Source organism: Vibrio sp. CB1-5, assembly GCF_059412285.1.
In genome coordinates this window covers 29,307-49,529 of record NZ_JBJHPB010000006.1, presented here as the reverse complement: position 1 = coordinate 49,529, position 20,223 = coordinate 29,307, and the positions used below count along the sequence as shown (strand labels likewise).

The 20,223-nt window shown below is 45.5% G+C and carries 18 protein-coding genes; 8 read left to right on the top strand and 10 right to left on the bottom strand.

Annotation, left to right across the window (positions count from 1 at the left end):
* Window positions 1-77: 77 nt before the first annotated feature.
* Window positions 78-596 carry a porin family protein gene (locus ACJB0T_RS06250; RefSeq protein ID WP_479294046.1) on the bottom strand — a complete coding sequence of 173 codons (519 nt, stop codon included), beginning with the start codon at window positions 594-596 and terminating at the stop codon, window positions 78-80.
* A 290-nt stretch (window positions 597-886) separates the two neighbouring features.
* Between ACJB0T_RS06250 and ACJB0T_RS06245 the strand changes: the two genes are divergently transcribed.
* Window positions 887-1,918: an alpha/beta hydrolase gene (locus ACJB0T_RS06245; RefSeq protein ID WP_479294045.1), complete on the top strand. Its 1,032-nt coding sequence runs from the start codon at window positions 887-889 to the stop codon at window positions 1,916-1,918.
* An 86-nt stretch (window positions 1,919-2,004) separates the two neighbouring features.
* On the opposite strand, the gene ACJB0T_RS06240 is transcribed toward ACJB0T_RS06245, so the two are convergent.
* A complete protein-coding gene (locus tag ACJB0T_RS06240) occupies window positions 2,005-2,799 on the bottom strand; it encodes a sulfite exporter TauE/SafE family protein (RefSeq protein WP_479294043.1) in 795 nt (264 codons plus the stop codon).
* Between the two features lie 77 nt (window positions 2,800-2,876).
* A complete protein-coding gene (locus ACJB0T_RS06235; RefSeq protein WP_479294041.1) occupies window positions 2,877-4,769 on the bottom strand; it encodes a DUF3604 domain-containing protein in 1,893 nt (630 codons plus the stop codon).
* Between the two features lie 456 nt (window positions 4,770-5,225).
* Here ACJB0T_RS06235 and ACJB0T_RS06230 point away from each other — a divergent pair, with 456 nt between their 5' ends.
* A complete protein-coding gene (locus ACJB0T_RS06230; protein WP_479294039.1) occupies window positions 5,226-6,659 on the top strand; it encodes a PTS transporter subunit EIIC in 1,434 nt (477 codons plus the stop codon).
* Between the two features lie 196 nt (window positions 6,660-6,855).
* Window positions 6,856-7,479, top strand: a complete 624-nt coding sequence (locus ACJB0T_RS06225; protein ID WP_479294038.1) for a Crp/Fnr family transcriptional regulator — start codon at window positions 6,856-6,858, stop codon at window positions 7,477-7,479.
* A gap of 236 nt (window positions 7,480-7,715) precedes the next feature.
* On the opposite strand, the gene phnX is transcribed toward ACJB0T_RS06225, so the two are convergent.
* From phnX to phnW, 3 genes are read right to left on the bottom strand one after another with little or no spacing between them, the layout of a single operon-like run.
* A complete protein-coding gene (gene phnX / locus ACJB0T_RS06220) occupies window positions 7,716-8,534 on the bottom strand; it encodes a phosphonoacetaldehyde hydrolase (protein WP_479294036.1) in 819 nt (272 codons plus the stop codon).
* Between the two features lie 18 nt (window positions 8,535-8,552).
* Window positions 8,553-9,920 (bottom strand): aspartate aminotransferase family protein, encoded by a 1,368-nt coding sequence (locus ACJB0T_RS06215; RefSeq protein ID WP_479294034.1) that lies wholly within the window; start codon window positions 9,918-9,920, stop codon window positions 8,553-8,555.
* Window positions 9,920-11,023 carry a 2-aminoethylphosphonate--pyruvate transaminase gene (phnW, locus tag ACJB0T_RS06210; protein WP_479294032.1) on the bottom strand — a complete coding sequence of 368 codons (1,104 nt, stop codon included), beginning with the start codon at window positions 11,021-11,023 and terminating at the stop codon, window positions 9,920-9,922. Before phnW ends, ACJB0T_RS06215 begins: the two co-directional genes overlap by 1 nt.
* Window positions 11,024-11,265: 242 nt before the next feature.
* On the opposite strand from phnW, the gene ACJB0T_RS06205 reads away from it, so the two are divergent.
* From ACJB0T_RS06205 to ACJB0T_RS06185, 5 genes are all read left to right on the top strand, one after another.
* Window positions 11,266-12,273, top strand: coding sequence for a putative 2-aminoethylphosphonate ABC transporter substrate-binding protein (locus tag ACJB0T_RS06205; RefSeq protein WP_479294030.1), 1,008 nt, complete (start codon window positions 11,266-11,268; stop codon window positions 12,271-12,273).
* 172 nt (window positions 12,274-12,445) lie between these two features.
* Window positions 12,446-13,552 carry a putative 2-aminoethylphosphonate ABC transporter ATP-binding protein gene (locus ACJB0T_RS06200; protein WP_479294027.1) on the top strand — a complete coding sequence of 369 codons (1,107 nt, stop codon included), beginning with the start codon at window positions 12,446-12,448 and terminating at the stop codon, window positions 13,550-13,552.
* A 45-nt stretch (window positions 13,553-13,597) separates the two neighbouring features.
* Window positions 13,598-15,301, top strand: a complete 1,704-nt coding sequence (locus ACJB0T_RS06195; RefSeq protein WP_479294577.1) for a putative 2-aminoethylphosphonate ABC transporter permease subunit — start codon at window positions 13,598-13,600, stop codon at window positions 15,299-15,301.
* Between the two features lie 49 nt (window positions 15,302-15,350).
* Window positions 15,351-16,058 carry a phosphonate utilization transcriptional regulator PhnR gene (gene phnR, locus ACJB0T_RS06190; RefSeq protein WP_479294026.1) on the top strand — a complete coding sequence of 236 codons (708 nt, stop codon included), beginning with the start codon at window positions 15,351-15,353 and terminating at the stop codon, window positions 16,056-16,058.
* A gap of 88 nt (window positions 16,059-16,146) precedes the next feature.
* Window positions 16,147-17,049: an EamA family transporter gene (locus tag ACJB0T_RS06185; protein WP_479294575.1), complete on the top strand. Its 903-nt coding sequence runs from the start codon at window positions 16,147-16,149 to the stop codon at window positions 17,047-17,049.
* A 307-nt stretch (window positions 17,050-17,356) separates the two neighbouring features.
* On the opposite strand, the gene ACJB0T_RS06180 is transcribed toward ACJB0T_RS06185, so the two are convergent.
* The 4 genes from ACJB0T_RS06180 to ACJB0T_RS06165 all read right to left on the bottom strand — a co-directional run bounded on the left by ACJB0T_RS06180 (window position 17,357) and on the right by ACJB0T_RS06165 (window position 20,103).
* The gene (locus ACJB0T_RS06180) at window positions 17,357-17,806 is read right to left on the bottom strand and encodes a PTS sugar transporter subunit IIA (RefSeq protein WP_479294024.1); all 450 of its coding nucleotides are present in this window, start codon (window positions 17,804-17,806) and stop codon (window positions 17,357-17,359) included.
* A complete protein-coding gene (gene ulaA / locus ACJB0T_RS06175; protein ID WP_479294022.1) occupies window positions 17,803-19,059 on the bottom strand; it encodes a PTS ascorbate transporter subunit IIC in 1,257 nt (418 codons plus the stop codon). Before ulaA ends, ACJB0T_RS06180 begins: the two co-directional genes overlap by 4 nt.
* Before the next feature lie 12 nt (window positions 19,060-19,071).
* Window positions 19,072-19,341, bottom strand: coding sequence for a PTS sugar transporter subunit IIB (locus ACJB0T_RS06170; RefSeq protein WP_128648995.1), 270 nt, complete (start codon window positions 19,339-19,341; stop codon window positions 19,072-19,074).
* 291 nt (window positions 19,342-19,632) lie between these two features.
* A complete protein-coding gene (locus ACJB0T_RS06165; RefSeq protein ID WP_479294573.1) occupies window positions 19,633-20,103 on the bottom strand; it encodes a hypothetical protein in 471 nt (156 codons plus the stop codon).
* Window positions 20,104-20,223 lie beyond the last annotated feature (120 nt).

Sequence of the window (20,223 nt, the reverse complement as noted above, 5' to 3'; positions counted from 1 at the left end):
GTGCATTTAAGGAATGTCATAGAGCCAACAGATTGACGGTTGGCTTTGAAAGAAAATAGTAACCAACTATGAACGTGCTAGAAGCGGTAGCCTACGGTAAATGACACTGAATCGGTATCAACATTATCGTAACCGCTTATGTCATAACGAAAGTCTGCATATATACCCATTTGAGTTTGCGCTCTCACGCCCATGCCAATCATTAAGCTGGTATCGCCGGCAGACAAGCTATCGTGGCGATCGGAAATTTTCTCATTGGCAAAAGTTAGGCCGATTGCACCATAGGGCTTCAACCAAAGCTGTCCAAGGTCGAACGCATAGCCAATATCAGTATCGACTTTGAATGTATTAAAATCGTAGTCGAGATCAAGTACGTTTTTGCTGTTCATACTATAAGAAGCGTTAACACCGAAAATGTGGTTGATGTCGTAACCGTATTCGAACTTAAAGCCTGAATCGAGTTTTAAGTCGACCCCGCCTTCGCTTAGTGTCACGCCAGAAATACCTGCGCCTACTCGATGGCCTTGAAAATCCGTATTGGCGACAGCGCCAAATGAAAGCGCAGAAATAGCGGCGATGATGAGTGTCTTTTTCATGTTAATGTGCTCTTGTTGTGTATAAATCACGGCGTCCTAGCCGTATTAATCACTCCTTGTCGAATGAGCGGCATTGTAGAAACTTGCTTCTTTTCTGACTAATCACCTTGGTTTACTAGTCTCATTAGCTCTACTTATCACTAAGCTAGCCGTTATTATTCATGCTCAACTAGTGAGGGGTATCCTGAAAAATCCTCACTGTTATCTACGGAGTCTGGTTGGTAACTTGGAGAAACGGACACCAAAGGAGCGGGGATTAAAATGCTATTTACTAAAATATTGGAGCCATCATGACAAGTTTTCTGATGATAATTGTTTTGAGCGTATTCGCTTTGTGCCTGTTTAACTTTTGGGGGACTCGTCTTCGTGACTCTGGTATGAAACCAATAGATTCAAACTTATTGGAAGATAGTCAACAAAAGATAGCCATCACAAGAGATGGACGGAGCGTAGCTTATTGTGTTTACGGCAGTCTAGACCCTGCGGCACCTGTGGTAATTAATATGCATGGCTCTGGACTTGAAGCGGGTTTCGAGCGCAAAACCTATCAGAACATATGTTCGTCTTTGGGTTGTAGAGGTATCGCCATTAGCTTACCTGGCTGTGGGTTTTCTGATGAAAAGCCGGGTAGAAGAGTGGTGGACTGGCCAAAGGAAGATTTGGAGGCGGTGTTAAATGCTGAAGGAGTAAAGGTGTTCCACATTACTGGGCATTCTCAGGGTACTCCTCACGCTATGGCGGCTGCGCTCCATTTTGGAGATCGCTGTATTGGCTTAGGGCTAAATGCACCGCTGCTACCAACGGCTTTATGCGAGGAGCTCGGTACTGGCTCAACCATTGGTACCGGAGGGACACCAACCTCAAAACAGTTAAAGCAGTTTTACATGGGTTGGTATTTTGCCTTGTTTCGCTTGGTATTTGGTGTGTTACCACCGAGCTTGGCGAGTACTCCAATCAGAAAAGGTTTCCCAAAGGTCAAAGCAGACAAGGAATTAGTGTCGCGGTTTGAAAAGGCCATGCGGCGCTCTGTTGTACGTGGTACGTCTGGCGCAGCTTGGGAATCTGCACAAGATACGTGTTTTGATTGGGGCTTTGATGTAAAGCACTTAGCTAACTCCAATGCTCATGTTTGGCATTCTGATGATGATTCTGCCATACCTGCAGAGCAAGGGAAATGGTTAGCCGAGCACTTAAAAGCGAACTACAAGCATGAACCTGAAGGCTATGGGCACATGACTTATTGTGTAGGAAAGTACCAAGAGCCCAAGAATTCAATGATAGCGGCACTACTGAGTGGTGTTACTAAAGGGAGTCAATCGTAATCGATTCACCCGCTTTAATAAGACAACCCGGAGAATGAAAAATCACCGGGTTTTACCACCGCTTTTCTTACCCCAAACCTTACCCTTCAAAGAATAACGGTGGTTATTAAACTGGCTAAAATTGCGAACAAGGATAGATTGATTAAGGCTCTATCGGATGTTTTTTCTAGTACTTTAATGCCAATCTTCACGCCTACGAAAGAGCTTAATACAACGAGCAGCCCGATAGCAATGTTACTTTGGCTACTGCTGCTATAACGAATGGCCGTTACCCCAGAGAGTATGACGGCGATGACGATTGAGCTCCCCACAGCTTGCCTGACTGTAGAACCGAGAATGTTTTTTAGTGCTGGCAGCAGTATGACGCCCCCCCCAATTCCCGTCGTACCAAGTACTGATCCGCTTAACGCCCCGACGCTGAGAGCAGCGGACGTATTTGTTTGTTTACTCGAGGATGTCAGTTCTGTTTTGCGCCCTAAATAGAGAGAAACGAATGCGCCGGCCATAGTGATGACAACGCAGCCTTGCACAAAACGTTCAGTGAAGGGCTGAAGTGTTGGGTTAGCTGCTGATCTTACGATAATTTCTGTGGCGATGATTAGCGTAGGAATGGCGCTGATAAGAATGACCTTTACATGATGCCAGTTCACGTTTTTGCAACGAATATGATTCAATGCTGCGTTTATTTTAATTAAGGTCGCAATGATACTCGCAGTGCCAACAGCTGTGACTATTGGCATGGAAAAGCTGAGTTGTAGCGCGGGAATAATAACGACTCCACCACCAACACCCGTCATGGTCATAAGCGCACCCACAGTGATACCAATGAATATTGCGTACGTGATTTGATGGAGTGGGAGGGTGAGAATGTCAGCTAACATGATGAACTCCAGAGAGCGATTTTCTTTTTAGCTCCCTCTACTGGCAATGACCAATTAAGGGAGCTAAGGGGGGGAAGTTACTTAATCCAAATCGGACTTGTCCAACCGATATTGCGATCTTTTTGGAAAACACGAAGGTACACGTAGGTTGCTCCTTCCTCTAATGAGAACTCATCCAAAGTGATATCAAACTTGTGCCCACCGACTGACCATTTCTCGAAAACCTCACCGTTAACAACAAGCTCGACCTTGGTCATGGGATTAGGGGTAATGGCCTCGATGTGTAGTTGATAACTATCTGATTCGCTAGCATCGTTGCCGATTTTTACGCTGTCCAATTGAAGGTCTAGGAACATACGTGGATGGGTGGTGGCAATAGTACGACGTGCCTTCATGGCATCGAAGATATCTGCACGGGTTTGGGAGTCGGCTATAACTCCAGTAATACCGCCATAGCCTGGGTTTCCATCATGACCGTCACTATTAGAAACGAAGCCAAATTTTTTGCCACGATTTAGGAAGTCGACGACCGTATTGTCTTTGACGTTATTACGAGCTTTATGAACCATAGGGTTTTTGGCATATTCAAATCTTCCCCATTGAGCGGAATAGACTTCAATCATGGTTTCATCGTTACTACTAGGTTCCCAGTTGGCGAGATCAAACCCTTTCTCGAATTTAGCGTCTTGATTGTCGACATGCTTAGGGTTGCGGCCATTACAGAATCTATGAAGGTGAGGGATGGTAATGAACTCACGCCCTTTGTAGATGTCCCAAATATCATGGATGATGCTGACCTCACGATCTGGATACTTTTCTTCTAGTAGTGAATTTTTGAATAGCACCACCGTATCACCACGTCGGCCATGGAGTTCAAAGCCACAGAATGTGACGAATGCGCCTTCCTGATTGAATTTGTCGCACTGTTCGCCAATTTCCTGCCATGTGGCTTTGTCGATGTTGAGGCTTCGGTCTTCATTAAAAGTAAATGTTTGTTCCGATAGCGCTACAAAGTCGAGACGAGCAACATCTTTTGCGTAAGTGTATGCATTGCGAGGGTATGCACCACAGTCATTGTCACGTATGTTGGCGGTTAAATTTGAGTGCGTGTGTGTATCACCCCAATAGATCTTTTGCTCTACAGTTTCCTCAACCTTGATGGCGGCTGGGGCAATGTGTAGTTCGGTATTTTCTGCCGTTGCAAGATAACGACCAGTAGGGAGTCGTGCTTCGACATCTCCATATGGGACATTCTGAAATTGGAGTCGCTCACCGCTATCAAGATTAGTGAAGACAACCGTTAACGGGTCACATTGATAATCTTTGACAGGATTCTCAAACCTATCCATTGCAAGCATCGTGAGTTTGAATGGCTTATCTTGTTCAACCAATGTAGGGGCAACCAGTGAGAGTTCTGTTGCAGCTCCCGGCTTAAGCGTTATCTCTGGAAATACAGGTAAGCGTCGAGTGACATCATGGCCACCTAAGGTGATATCAAATGTTTTTTCAATGCGACAAACATCCTCGTTAAATGCACGAATACCCACTCGGGTTGGCGCCGCGTCACCTTTTAGAAATAGTCGGTCTACGCCGCCAAATTGAACATGAAACGATTGTCCGGTTTGAAACTCGTCAATTAGAGTAATGTGCGCTTGTCTAGAAGAGTCCTTCCAACGGTTGATATGACTAAAGTTTGTGTCGACTTTCTTGATGGCGACATCAATTTCTAGACTTTCTTCATCAGCTAATGCGTAAATGTAGCTTGGTTTCCAGTAGTCGTAGCATTGTAAATACTCTTCAGACAGTTGATGCTGATATGGTTGAACGGTAATGACAAACTTGGTGCCTGATGGCAATGTGCATTTTGGCTCAACTTCTAGCCGCCATTCGTACTCACCATTTACTTCTATTTCTGCTTGCTGTGTTACACGAAAAGCCGCAACGTCATCTAAATAAGTATATACATTCATAATCTCTAATTCTCTACGTCTGTTTCCGAATAAAACTTATTCTTCGTAATGTGTGTGGCTAGTTTAATATTGGCGCGTATGCTTCATTCTGTTTGGATTATTTAATGTTACATAATGCCTAGGTTGATTAATAAACTAGCGTATATCTAAATAAAATAGGTGCACATCAATGTGGGGGATATGAGCACCCTGGTAAGTCGTTGTTTTTAATATATAGGTGTATTGAGAAGATACAGTATGACTGTCGTCATACTGGTTTATGGATTTTTAGTGTTTGTTGGAAAAATAAGCCGTAGTTCACACATTGATAAAGTTGTCATCGTGCTATGATCATCATCATATCTGCGTAATACAAAACCTATTAACGTTTAATTACGAAAGGATGCATAGCTCAGGGCTATGAATTGGGTTGTTATTATAAATAGTATAATTTAAGCAGAATGCTTGGAGGCACGTGTGAAACAATTACTGTCATCAATATTAAATCAACTACAGAGGGTAGGCGGTGCTTTAATGCTACCTATCGCTGTATTACCTGTGGCGGCCTTGCTACTTCGTTTTGGGTCTGCAGACTTGCTTGATTTACCATTTGTGAAAGCATCTGGGGGAGCGATATTTGGCGGGCTACCTTTACTGTTTGCTGTCGGTATCGCCGTCGGATTGGCCAAAGACCACAATGGTACTGCTGGCGTTGCTGGCGTTATCGCACATCTGATCATTCTCGAAGGTGCAAAAACCATCACACCTGACCTTAAGATGGGTGTCTTATCTGGCATTATCGCCGGTATTATGGCGGGCTATCTCTACAACAACTTCAAAGACACTAAGTTGCCAGATTGGCTTGGGTTCTTTGGAGGGAAGCGTTTTGTTCCTGTCGTGACGGCACTGTGCTCCATCTTCATGGCCTTCATTGTTGGGCATGGATTCCCTGCTATTGGTGCTGCAATCAACGACATTGGTATGTGGATGATCCAAAGTGGCGAACCCGGTCTATTTGTTTATGGTGCAATGAACCGTCTTCTTATTCCATTTGGCTTACATCACATTCTGAACAGTATTGTCCGCTTCATGTTTGGTTCATACACAGATGAAAGTGGTGCAGAGATCATTGGCGACCAGCTACGTTTCTTTGCCGGTGACCCTGAAGCGGGTGCATTTATGACGGGTTGTTATGTCGTGATGATGTTTGGTCTACCAGCGGTCTGCTTAGCGTTCTATGTAACAGCTAAAAAAGAACGTCGTCCAGCTTTAGTGGGGATGTTGGTCTCTATAGCGCTTACAAGCTTCCTGACGGGGATCACAGAACCTGTTGAGTTCTTGTTCATGTTCACCGCGCCAATTCTGTTCGCTCTGCATGCAATCTTTATGGGGGCATCATACGTAATTAGCGATTGGTTAAATATTAAACATGGCTTTGGTTTCTCAGGAGGCTTCATTGATTACGTGTTGAACTGGGGACTTGCGACGAACCCGATTCGAATCATCCCACTAGGTCTTGCGTATTTTGCTATGTACTTTGTTACCTTCACTGCTGCAATTAAGTACTTCAACCTTAAGACTCCTGGGCGCGATGATGAGGAAGAAGAAGTCGTCTCAACGACAGATGCAAGTGAGTTAGCCGCTGCTTACTATGATGCTGTTGGAGGGTACGACAATATCACCAATATTAACTGTTGTATGACGCGTCTTCGCCTGACCGTTACTGATAGCTCAACGATTGAGGATTCGGTTTGTAAGAAGTTGGGAGCCGCAGGTGTAATTCGACCAACTCCGACAACGATTCAGATTATTGTTGGTACTTCTGCTGAAGCCATCGCCGGAGATATGAATGCTATCCACAAAGAGAAAGCGTTACAGGAACAAAAGCAGTTTGAAAGCGTTAAAGCTTAGCTGCGAAATGTGAGTCTTTTAGCCGAACTTAGTCGATGCTAAGTTCGGCTTTTTCTTGTTTTTTGCTACTAGAGAATGTGGTGTCGGTTCATATAATTGATATTATCCTTCGTAGTTAGATATCCAGCCTAGCAAGCCCAACCTTTATGCTGGTATCGTCGGTGGATATGAGGTTGCGAAGCATTCCGGAGGGAAAATGGAACACTACCGATTAGCGGCATGCGACATAAAAACGGTTGTTTTGCCAAAGGGAAAGTTTCTCTATGATCAACATGACGAACCAGACTGTTTCTATTTTATCGTCTCTGGTTTGGTATCGTTGCAACGCTTATTGCTGAATGGAAAAGAGGTGATGAGTCGCATTTACAAAACCAATCAATATTTTGGCTATCGAACGCTTCTTTCTGGACAGAATTATCACGTAGGAGCAAAAGCTTTAACTGATCTCACGCTTGAACGTGTCGTGGTGCGCGATTTAGATCAGTTCTTTCAAGAGAACCCAAAATTCGTTCGTTATCTATTCTCTGAAATGGCAACAGAGCTTCGCCACGCTGAGATCCGTTTGTCCAAAATGTCCACGCACAGCGTCGAGTTAAGGGTAATTGATAGCGTGATTGATTTAGTTACCGCTGATGCAGGTTATAAGTGGACATATCGGGAAATTGCAGCTTATTCGGGATGTTCAACAGAAACGGTGATTCGTGTTAGTAAAAAGCTCAAGAACAGTGCGTTAATGCATGGAGAAAATACCAACAAATCTTTTGAACTAGAGAAATTGCAGCAAGTGAGAACACAACTAGCGTTAGGAGAAAAGCTGTAAGAATGATCCAAATCTATTCGGAAGCTTATGTGCTGCGAATTCTAGACTTATCGAGCTTACCTACAAGGTAGTGTTGTCCGATCAGATGTGTCAGTGCAGGTTGATTGGGTAAGCCGAAACATTGACTGCCTTAGTGATATGGGACTCTAAACTGGGTTTCGTTAATGCTTGTAAGGGCGTTTTGAAAAAGCTCACGTACCTGTCGTGAGCTTTTGTCTTTAAGAGCGAGCTTGAAACTACGGACGTTCACCCGCTAAAACACGCTTCTCAATATCGACAACCACACTAGGAAGGTCGGCAATCGTATCAACTAGATAGTGAGGTGAAGCTTTACCAAGCTTGATGCGTGCACGTTCGCGAGCTTCTGATAGAGTTGCTTCATCAGCGGCTTGGTATTGCTCAAATGTAAGACCAGCCTCGTTGCCAGAAAGCAGTAGACCTACAGTCCACATGCCCGCATTGTGACCTTCTTCGATGCCTGGTGCTGCGTCATCTACTTTTACGCAAGCGCCGACGCTAGTCGCGCCCAGTTCGATCGCGTTTTTTAGTGCCATAAATGCAGCTGGACGGCCGCCTTGTGGTAGGTCATCCGTTGCGACGACATAGTCTGGCTTATAACCGTAATCTGCAGCCACTGGGATCAGTACATCCATCACTTGACGTGGGTAGCCAGAACAAGAGCCGATCTTGATACCTTTGTGTTTAAGGTCGTTCACAACTTCCACTGCGTTTAGGATTGGCTCAGCGTGATCCGCGACTTTCGCTTTTTGTAGAGGCATGAAGGCTGCGTAGATAGCATCAACATCGCTGTCTTGCATTTCTTGGCCAAATTGGGCCGTCCAACGTGCTTTTACGGTTGGAATTTGGCCTACGGCTTTGATGTGATCCCATTTACCAATGCCCATTGGTTCGCGAGCTTCGTCTAGAGAAATCTCGAAATCAAAGCCTTGTTTAAATGCTTCGACAAATATGCTGGTCGGGGCGAACGAACCAAAGTCAACAACTGTGCCAGCCCAGTCGAAGATAACGGCTTGAATCGGTGATGAGTGAGACATGATGTCATTCCTTTAAAGTTAGTTTTTTACGTTTGATACGTGAGCAATAGCTTGCTCAAAGATGTCGAGTGCTTTGGTTAGCTCGTCACGGGTAATAATCAGCGGAGGGCTAAGCTGAATGACGTTGCCTTGCGACACCTTAAAGCTCAGACCTTGGTTTAAACATTGATAGAGAACTTGCTCGGCTTCGTCGTAGGCTCTGTCTTTGGTGATGTGATTTTTCACAAGTTCCACTCCCCACAAAAGACCAATGCCACGCACATCGCCAATAATTGGGTATTGCTGCTTCATTTGAAGTAGGCGCGCTTTAACAAATTCACTGTCTCTGCGTGTTTTCTCTAGAAGCTGCTCTTGCTCAATCGCTTCCATGGTGGCAAGTGCCGCCGCGCATCCAAGGGCGCTTTTCTCATGCGTGTAGTGACCTAGAGAGATTTCTGCAGCCGTGTTGTATTTGTCTTTAGTCACCATCGCAGCGATAGGAACCAAACCGCCGCCAAAGCCTTTACCGATACAAAGAATGTCCGGTTCAATGTCGAACGCTTGGTAGGTAAACCATTCGCCGCTGCGTCCCATGCCATTTGGAATATCGTCAATAATGAGCAGCACATTGTGTTTGTCGCAAATTTCGCGGATACGTTTCCAATACGCCTTGCTTGGTACCTGAACATCGGTGTTACGAACGCCTTCTGCGATAAACGCGCCGATGCCGCCTTCTTTTTCAATCACGTATTCGAGATAGTCGGCGTAGTGAACATCGCTTCCGTCTTGTGAAGGGAAGGCGCCTCGATATGACACTGCTGGTGGAATGCGTTCGACACCGGCCATGAGTGGTCCCATGCCCTCACGAAAACATGCTTCACCACCGACTGAAATCGCATCAAGTGATGCACCATGAAACGAGTCCCACAAAGATACGACTTTGTAGTTGCCAGTAATATAGCGAGCCAGTTTGAGGGCCATTCCAACCACAGAGGTACCACCGGGTGCAAACAGCACTCGGTTGAGATCGCCGCCGCAGATGTCGGTAAGCTTTTCCGCACACTTGACCGCTGTTTCGTTGGTAAAACGGCGCGGTGAGAAGGGCAGCGAATGCATCTGCTCCGTAACACGTTTGATGACATGTGGGTGGGCATAACCAAGTTGGTGGACATTGTTGCCATGAAAGTCCATGTAGCGCTTTCCACGTGTATCTTGGATATAAAGCCCTTCCGCCGTTTCTAGTGAGTTTAGGCAGGGCGTTGACATGGATTGATGCAAGAAGACATCAGCATCGCGTTTCAGCAGTGCTTGTGTCGCTTCGTCTTGTATTTGTTGATTCCACTCTTCACGTGCCGGGGTATTGTTCACATCCCCCTCGCTGCGCAGGTGCGTCGCTTGATCTGCCATTACGCGAGCTCCCAGTACATTGCGTTTTTGACGGCGCCGATTAAGCGCTCAATATCAGCTGGACGCACGTCACCAATGTTGCCAATGCGGAAGCAATCAGCATTAGACACTTTGCCTGGGTAGATAACAAAACCTTGCTCTTTCAAGCGTTCATAAAACGCCTTGAACTGGTAGTCACTGTGCTCTGGTGAGAAAAACGAGGTGATGATCGGAGAATGAAGATCATCGTTTAGCAGCGTACGGAAGCCCAATGAACGCATACCTTCGACCAGTGTCTTTTGGTTGGTATGATAGCGATTGAAACGCGCTTCAATACCGCCCTCTTGCTCAAGTTCTAAAAGAGCTTGATAGAAAGCGCGCACAGTATGGGTAGGAGAGGTGAAGCGCCATTTGCCGTGATTCACTTCCATGCAGTGCCATTGGTCATAGAGATCAAGGCTGAGCGAGCGTGCTTGGCCTTGGCATTTTTCTAGTTCCGATTGCTTGGCAACCACAAACCCAAAGCCCGGAACACCCTGAATACATTTGTTGGCAGAGCTGATCATAAAGTCGATACCGAGCTCACCAATATCCATTGGGATTCCCCCAAAGCTCGACATCGCATCAAGGATCACTGTTTTGTCATGTTGCTTTGCTAGTTTGATGACCGCTTCAATAGGGTTAAGCATGCCGGTTGTGGTTTCGCAGTGAACAATCGCAACGTGCGTGATAGCACTATCTTGCTCAAGAGTGCTGGCAATCTCGTCTAGGTTCGGTCTGCTGACTTCGCCTGGTGCAATGACACGGGTTTCGATATTTAGGTAGTCAGCGATCTGCGCAATACGAGCGCCGTAGGCACCATTGTCGACAACAAGCAATTTGTCCTTTGCAGTGACAGTGCTACCAATTGTCGCCTCGACAGACGCTGTGCCGCTGCCTTGCATTAGTACACTGGTGTAGCCCGCTTGCTTCGTGGCAAGTTGAGTCAGTTTACCGCGAATGACCTCGACAATATCTTTGTTGTAGTCGTCATCCCATGTACACCAGTCTTTTAACATCGCTTCGCGCACGGTTTCAGTCGTCGATAGCGGCCCCGGAGTTAATAGCAAGTATTCGTTTTTCATCTTGATTCTCAATTTGGACTATACCAGTAGGTTGTATTTACTCTAGCAACCGAAAATACGCGTCGTAAAGCGTCAAAACCAATGTTCATAAAAGTTTCATACGCCGTCAAAGGCATCTCCTTCGATCGTCAAATCGAAGTGTATTTAGTAAAACTGCCACTTTTTGTTCATTTAATCGTCATAAACCGAAACTAAGGTGGCATACATCAACTGGTACAGACCAAATCTAACTGGAGACGACAATGAAAAACCGTTTGATGAAGGGAACACTGGCTACACTGGTTTCTCTATTAGCCACTAATGCATTAGCAGCAACAGAAGTCACTGTGTACACCGCTTTCGAAACGGACATTCTTGCGAAATATAAGAATGCATTCGAGAAAGAGAACCCAGACGTGAAAATCAAATGGGTTCGCGACTCAACGGGTATCATGACAGCGAAGCTTTTGGCGGAGAAAAACAACCCGCGTGCTGAAGTGGTTTGGGGTTTGGCTGGCTCTTCCATGGCATTGCTAAAAGAAGAGGGTGTGCTTAAGCCATACTCGCCGAAGGGACTAGAAGACCTGAAGCCGAACTTGAACGATCCTCAGTCAAATCAAGCATGGTTTGGTAATGATGCTTTCTTTAACGCTATCTGTTTTAACGAAGCCGTGGCGAAGCAGCTTAACCTTCCAAAGCCGCAATCGTGGGAAGATTTAACCAAGCCAGAGTATCAAGGCCACATTGCGATGCCAAACCCAGCGTCTTCAGGTACAGGTTACATGCAGGTCTCTGCTTGGCTCCAAAACATGGGTGAAGACCAAGCTTGGAACTACATGAAAAATTTAGATAGAAACATCGCACATTACACTCACTCAGGCTCTAAGCCATGTGTCCAAGCGGGAATGGGTGAAGTCGCTATTGGTATTTCTATGGCGGTTCGTGGTGCTAAGCTGATTAACCAAGGCGCGCCTCTTGCAGTGATCACGCCAAAAGGGATTGGCTGGGAGTCAGAAGCTGTTGGTTTGGTGAAAGAATCGGATGCTGCTAAGCGCGTCGTAGATTGGTCTGTGTCTAAGTCGGCTAATGAACTGTATGTTGAATCTTACCCAGTGGTAGCGCATAAAGCGATAACGGGTAACGTCCACAACTACCCAGAAGTTCAAGGTGCAATGGCCGAGATGGACTTTAGTAAGATGGGCGCGGAACGAGCAGAGGTTCTAAAAACTTGGTCTCAGAAATTTGATGCTAAGTCCGAACCGAAATCCTAATAGACTTGGGAGAATATTAATGGGGCGATCTTAGGATCGCCCCATTGTCGTTTTAACGACAGCTAGTAAACCAGTTCAAAAAATCCTGCACTGCAATCTACCTGCTACAAAACTGTCATGTCGATGAAACAAACCAGATTTAAATTTGGTATATACCATTGGAGAGACGACGATGACAGTATCCAACCCTTATCTAAATATCAAAAATGTGGTGAAACAGTTCGGTCAGTTCACGGCATTAAAGCAAATTTCACTCGCCATCAATAAAGGCGAGTTTGTCTGTTTCCTTGGCCCATCGGGTTGCGGAAAAACCACCTTGTTGCGTGCTATCGCCGGATTGGATCTTCCCACCTCTGGTGAAATCCACCAAGCGGATCAAGAGACCACTTTTCTGCCACCGGAAAAGCGTGACTTCGGTATTGTGTTTCAATCTTACGCGCTATTTCCAAATCTGACGGTGCAGGAAAACATCGCGGTTGGACTCAAAAATCAGGGCATGACCAACAAAGAAGCGCTAGAAAGAGTCGAACACTGGTTAGAGATGATTGGCTTGCCAACGTCTGGTAACAAGTACCCAAATCAACTCTCAGGCGGGCAGCAGCAGCGAGTTGCATTGGCACGCGCACTGGCGTTGTCTCCAGGTTTGTTATTGTTGGATGAACCTCTTTCTGCACTTGATGCGAAAGTGCGTACTCACCTTCGTGAAGAAATTTGTCAGATGCAGCGCAGGCTCGGCATTACCACAATCATGGTGACTCACGATCAAGAAGAAGCGTTATCAATGGCGGATCGCATTGTGGTAATGAACCACGGCGTTATTGAACAAGTAGGCACCCCGCAAGAGGTGTATGAAAAGCCCGCGACTCGCTTCGTGGCGGATTTTGTTGGCAGCATGAACTTCATTGAAGCGTCGGTTGCATCGACCACCAGTTTGCGTATCGCGGAAAGCATGTTGCCTCTGCCAACATTGGACAATATGACACTTAAGCAAGGCGATATTTTTGACCTCGCCGTACGACCAGAAGGGTTGCGCTTTGTTGAGCGAGCATCTAATGCCATTCCGGTAAAAGTGCTGGCGAAAGAGTTTCAAGGGGCATTTTATCGCGTCGAAGTTCAGATGCAGCATACTCCGACCTCAGCGCCTATCTATATTGACGTGCCTATTAAACGTGTGAACGAACTTGATTTACGCCGCAATGATATTCGTTATATCGAATTTGCAGAAGACGGCCTGCTTGGTTACGCCAGCAGCAAATCATCACTAGGCGCTGCAGCGTAGAGGCCGATGATGCAGATAACTTCAACATTAAATGCGAGTCAAACTATGAAACAGCGAGCGGCAACATTCACTGCACAGCATGTGACGGCGAAACTGAGCAAAGACAACATGGTGCTTTTCACTCTGTTAACTGTGCTGTTTGTTGGAATGGCGCTGTTCATTCTGATGCCACTGTGGGCGATGGTGAAAAAGAGCGTGCAAAACAGTGATGGAGAGTTCGTTGGACTCGCTAACTTTGCCAACTACTTTGCCACCGACAGCCTGTGGTTCTCGCTCAGCAACACTATGACCTTAGGTTTTATTGTGACGGTGGTAGTGGGCGTGCTGGCATTTGGCTATGCGTTTGCTTTGACTCGATCCTGTATGCCATTTAAAGGCTTATTTCATTTGATGGGCACCGCACCAATCCTTGCGCCTTCGTTGCTGCCTGCTATTAGCTTGATCTTTTTGTTTGGTAATCAGGGCATCGCGAAGGAGTTGCTTCAAGGACACTCTGTGTATGGATTGATTGGTGTTTCTCTTGGTTTGATCTTCTGGACGTTTCCCCATGCATTGATGATTTTAACCACCTCATTGCGTACCTCTGATGCCCGTTTGTATGAAGCGGCGAGGGCACTAAAAACCTCACCAATCAAAACCTTCTTTATGGTTACGTTACCTGCTGCGAAGTACGGTGTTATTAGCACGCTCATCGTGGTGTTTACTTTGGTGGTGTGTGACTTTGGTGTGCCGAAAGTGATAGGTGGCAGCTACAGTGTGTTGGCGACAGATATCTTTAAGCAGGTCGTCGGACAGCAAAATTTCTCCATGGGTGCGGTAACGAGTATTTTGCTGCTGTTGCCGGCGGTACTTGCATTTGCCGTAGACCGTTGGGTTCAGAAAAAGCAGAAGAGCATGCTCGATACGCGCTCGGTGCCTTATCAACCGTCGCCGAACAAGCTCCGTGATTCGCTATGCTTTGTTTACTGCTTGCTGGTGTCAATTGCGGTGTTGGCAGTATTGGGGATGGCTGTGTATGGCTCGTTAGTGACTTTCTGGCCGTGGAACAAAGCCCTAACACTAAACAACTATAACTTTGCTGAAATGAGCACCTATGGTTGGAGCCCTTACTTTAACTCGTTGAAACTGGCGATATGGACAGCGATTATCGGCTCAGTGGTGATTTTTGTCGGTGCTTACTGTATTGAAAAAGGCCGCGCGTTCGCGCCAATTCGCCAAGCGATGCAGATGATGAGTGTGATCCCTATGGCGGTACCGGGATTGGTATTGGGCTTGGGTTACATTTTTTACTTCAATGATGCCAACAACCCATTGGGTGTGCTTTATGGCACCATGGCATTTTTGGTGATTAATACCGTGGTGCATTATTACACTGTGGGACATATGACGGCGCTAACTGCACTTAAGCAGCTACCGTCTGAGATTGAGGCCACCGCCGCATCGGTCAAACTGCCCCAGTACAAGCTGTTTTTCAAAGTGTCACTGCCGTGCTGTTTACCAGCAGTATTGGACATTGCCATATATCTATTTATCAACGCTTTAACAACGACGTCGGCAGTAGTATTCTTGTATTCAACCAATACAATTCCAGCGTCAGTGGCAGTGCTGAACATGGACGATGCTGGCCAAACGGGAAGCGCAGCAGCGATGGCGGTGATGATCATGCTTTCTGCGGCTATTGCGAAACTGCTGCACATGCTTGTTGGAAAGTTGTTTGAAGCAAAGACTCAAGCTTGGCGTAAACGCTAATATTGAAATGTAGGATCGTGAGTAATGACGATTGATATAAGGATGCCAAGTGCAATACGTAAAAATTAAAGACGCTATCGTTGAGCAAGTTGAGTCAGGAATGCTGTCTCCAAGACAAAAATTACCCGCAGAGCGAAAGCTTGCGGAGTCATTTGACACCACCCGGGTCACCTTGCGAGAAGCTCTTTCATTGCTCGAAGCGGAAGGGCGTATTTATCGCGAAGATCGTCGAGGCTGGTTTATCTCGCCAGAGCCACTGCGCTACGACCCAACGCAAACACTCAACTTTACCAATATGGCAGTTGCTCAGAATAGGCAGCCGCGTACCGAGCTTTTGTCGGCAAAAGGGATCCTAACCACCAAACAAGCGGCGCAGCTGCTTGAACTGCCGCCATTCTCTGATATTTATCGAGTTGATAGAGTGCGTTATCTTGAGGAACGTCCAGTCGTTTTTGTCACCAATTTCATCAGGCCGGATAAGTTTCCAGATTTACTCAACCTTGATTTAGCTGGCGCGTCATTAACCGATATCTATCGTGAAAAATACGGCGTAGTTTATGCCAAGGTGAAGTATCGCGTGACGACGACTTCACTGCTAGGCGAAGTGGCTCAAGCATTGAGAGCAACATCGGGCACCCCAGCCATGATGGTGGAGCGAATCAATTACAATCAACACGGTGAGCTGATTGATTGTGATATCGAGTATTGGCGCCATGATGCCATCAGCATAGAGTCTATTGCTCAGCTCGAACGCTAGATCTTTTCTTTAGTCTCAGTTGGGACGGCATCTCTACACCAAGCAGCATTGAGTGAATGCTGCTTGGCTTTTCTATATGGATTTTGTTTTGACTCTTTACGCTGCACTTCTCGTCACTTTCTCCGCACTCCTTCACGCAGGCTGGAATATTCTTGGTAAATCAAACAGCGGCTCTGGCTACTCTTTTACTTTAGGCGCAGCGCTTTCTCAATGCTTACTGCTTGCCCCGTTTATGGTGTGGTGTTTTGTTCAAATAGGGCTCAGCAATATTTCTGCTCATTTTTGGGGACTGCTTGCTTTGAGTGCTATTGGGCAGGTGATTTATTTGGTGGGGCTACTTAAAGCTTATAAGCATGGTGACATTGGTGTTATTTATCCAATTGCGCGTGCGCTGCCTGTGTTGATGGTTGGCGTTGGTTCCTGGTTCATTGGTCAATCGCTTGGGGTTAGCGCTTGGATAGGATTTGTGATTCTCACTTTAGGTTGTCTAATGGTACCTATTAAGACCTTCAGGCAAATGACGGCGAGTGCTTATGCCAATCTTGGCGTGTTATGGGCGTTTGTGGCAGCCATTGGCACCACCATATACTCGATTGTCGATAAAGAGGGGATTAACTGGCTGATGGTCGAGACCTCTGAACTGACTCCACACCACATCGCTATCCTCTACCTAGGATTACAAACGGCCGGCATCTCTGTGTTACTCGTGCTGTGGCTTCTCGTCACCAGACAGTTCGAACAGCTATCGTTAACATGGAAATACAAGCGTCAGTCATCTATCGCTGGTGTCATGATGGGACTAACTTATGGCATTGTCTTGTTTGCAATGACGATGGTAGAGAACGTCAGCTATGTGGTCGCGCTTCGCCAAGTCAGTATCATCTTTGGTGTGTTTATGGGGATGTGGTTTCTCAAAGAGCCGTGGCTTAATACGCGTATTTTTGGGGTGGTTTTAGTGAGTGCCGGTCTTGTAGTTGCGCTTGCGTTCTAATAATGCAGCGAGAATGACATTGATCCAATCCATGTAACCGATGGTCAGTTGCCCTTTTTGGATGTTGTGTATCAATCGGCGCCTGACGCAGTATGTCAAAGGCTAGCGTCGGTGGGTTTTAAAGGGCGACCTCAAGTAACTAGTGGCATCTTGTTCAACGGATTTGTCATCTTTAACGCGGAAATGTTCGATAAAGATCGCGCGTTGCATTTGGCCGCTGAAGAAATCAAATAGACAATTCGACTTCGTAAAAAAGCCCTTGTATCTGCATACAAGGGCTTTTTATTTCAAACGCATCTTATTGAGGTTAGTACTTTTTCAGAATCTCAATAATCTCAGCTTCGCTTTGTGCAGCGATGATAGCGTCAACGTCATCTTCGTTTTGGAACAGCTCAGCCAGCGCCATAATGGTTTGGATGTGGCTATCTGAATCCATCGCCGCTAGTGTGATTGAGAAGTAAACGTCACCGTTATCTTCTGACTCTAAGTCCACACCGTTCTTGAACACAGTCACTTGAAGCGCCGCTTCGTTTACACCGTCTTCTGGGCGAGCGTGAGGCATTGCAATCTTTGGAGCCAGTACATAGTAAGCACCGATTTCTTTGTGCTTCTCTTTGATAGCTTCAAGGTAGCTCGCTTCAACCTTGCCTTGCTCTAGTAGCTTTGAACAAGTGATGTCCAGTGCTGCGTCAACCGATAGATTTTCTTCGTTGCAGATAACGATGCCGTTATCGCCAATTAGATTAAAGATACTCATTGAACCAACCAACCTAGAATTAGACCAACAACACCGAAGTCAAAGTCAGCAAACGTTGTTGCTTCTAGACCAAGACCACCTAGAACCGGTAGCAGTAGCATTGGTAGGAACGAGATACATAGACCTTGTGTGAATGCACCAAGAACCGCACCGCGTAGACCACCCATCGCGTTACCGTAAACACCAGCTGCACCGCCTACGAAGAAGTGAGGAACAACACCTGCTACGATAATCGTCCAGTCAAATGCACCTTGGATACCCATTGCGATTAGACCAGCAGAGAACGATGATAGGAAACCAATCAATACTGCATTAGGCGCAACTGGGAATACCATTGGACAGTCTAGTGCTGGTTTTGCACCTGGTACTAGCTTGTCAGAGATACCTTTAAATGCTGGAACGATTTCCGCAATCAACATTTTCACACCCTGAAGAACAATGTACACACCGCCGGCAAACGTTAGTGATTGCATAAAGGTGAACACAACCCAGTTTTGGCCGCCAGACACGCTTTCTACAAATTCGCCACCTGCAAAGATAGAAGCAAACATGAAGAAGATAGCCATAGTCGTTGCAACCGCAACAGGCGTATCACGCAAGAACATTAGGCTCTTTGGTACGTTGATATCTTCTGTTGATTTAGATACATCACCGAACTTGCTGCCAACGAAACCCGCAATAAGGTATGAGAACGTTGAGAAGTGACCCATAGCTAGCTGGTCAGTGCCCATGACTTTTACAGTATATTTCTGTGCTAGAGCAGGCATGATAACCATCAGCGAACCAACGATAATAGAGCCCATTGCCACTAGCATCGCACCTTGAATTTCCGCTGTAGACAGGATTACCGCAACCAGCATAGACATAAACATGGTGTGGTGACCTGTTAGGAAAATATACTTTAGCGGAGTGAAACGCGCTAAAAGAATATTCACAAGGAATGCGAAGAACATAATTAGTGCCATTTCATAACCGAACGCTTCCTGTGCTAGAGCAACAATTGCTTCGTTATTCGGAATAACACCACTTACGCCAAAGGCTTCTGTAAATACAGTAGAGAAATTATTTAGTGCGCCAACAAGTGCGCCAGCACCGAAACCTAAAATTAGGAAACCCATTACGGTTTTAATCGTGCCTTTAAGGATGGTTGAAACATCAGCTTTTTGTGCGACCAAACCCACAAAAGCAATTAAACCGACCATGATGGCGGGCTCTTTTAATAAGCCCAGCATAAACTCGAAGAAGTTTTGCATTACAACGATTCCTTACATGAACTTTTTCAATTGTTCTTCGATAGAAGCTTTATCAAAAATATTCGCAAGGCTTACAATGTTTTCTTTACCAGCGTCCGCTAGTTGGTTAGCAACGTCTGTTGCCGCTACCCAAATATCAGCAGTGCTTGACGCTGCAGATGATAGATCTTCATGATCAACTTCGGCATCCAGACCAATTTTACCTACTACTTCTTTAACTGCCATTTCCATCATCAGTGAAGTACCAAGACCATTTCCGCATACAACCATAATCTTTTTCATATCATCATTCTCTTTTGAGTTTATAGGAGAGGAAGGCTTTTCCTCGCTATTGGATGGTACAAATCATATCCAAATTGACCCAAACAACAATAGACCTGTGTCACAAAACCAAATTGACCTTGTGACCTAGATCGCATTAAATTGAGTTAAAGTCCAAAATAAGAAGTCTTTAACTCTTAAGTGTTATGGTTCATTGAGAAGTATAGGAAAGGGTGGTGTTGTTTGTAGTGTGAATGGGTGGCTTTTAAATTATATAATGCGTTATGAATGCAATGGAAGTGCAGAGAGTTATTATTTACCGTAGTCAGTAAGCATTTTCTTAAGCATTTTATTCACATCTTTAGTTTTCTTATTTCTTTTGGTGAGTGCACTCAAAGAAGTTGGAAGTTGCGGCTGTTCTTTTTTTAAATCAGCTTCATTGCTACTCTCGCGGAGTTTTTGTACCGCTGGACGAAGCATGCGAATTTCTTCGCCTTCTTCAGTCTCTAAAAGAATAACATTCTCAGACTCAACCTGGGTGATGGTGAGTAATCCATATTTTGGGGATAATACTGTTTCTCCAACCATCGAAGATTGAATTGGAGCTGCTCGGTCAGTAATTTGACCTGCACGAAGTTTGGAGGCAGTGATAGAGCGAATATTCCCTGTATTCTCAAATGCAACAATCACGGTATGTGTGTTGTAATATTCTACAACCGTAACATAACCATGAGATTTAGTTTCGAATCTAGCGCCTATTTGCATATCGTGTGGCGCATCCATTTTCTTTATTTGCATTTACAATCCAGAGTACAACTTCGCAAGTTCAACACTTTAAGTATACACACTCAAGAATTTTAAAGAAATATTCAAAAACCATATTATTACCAAACACTGTTACTT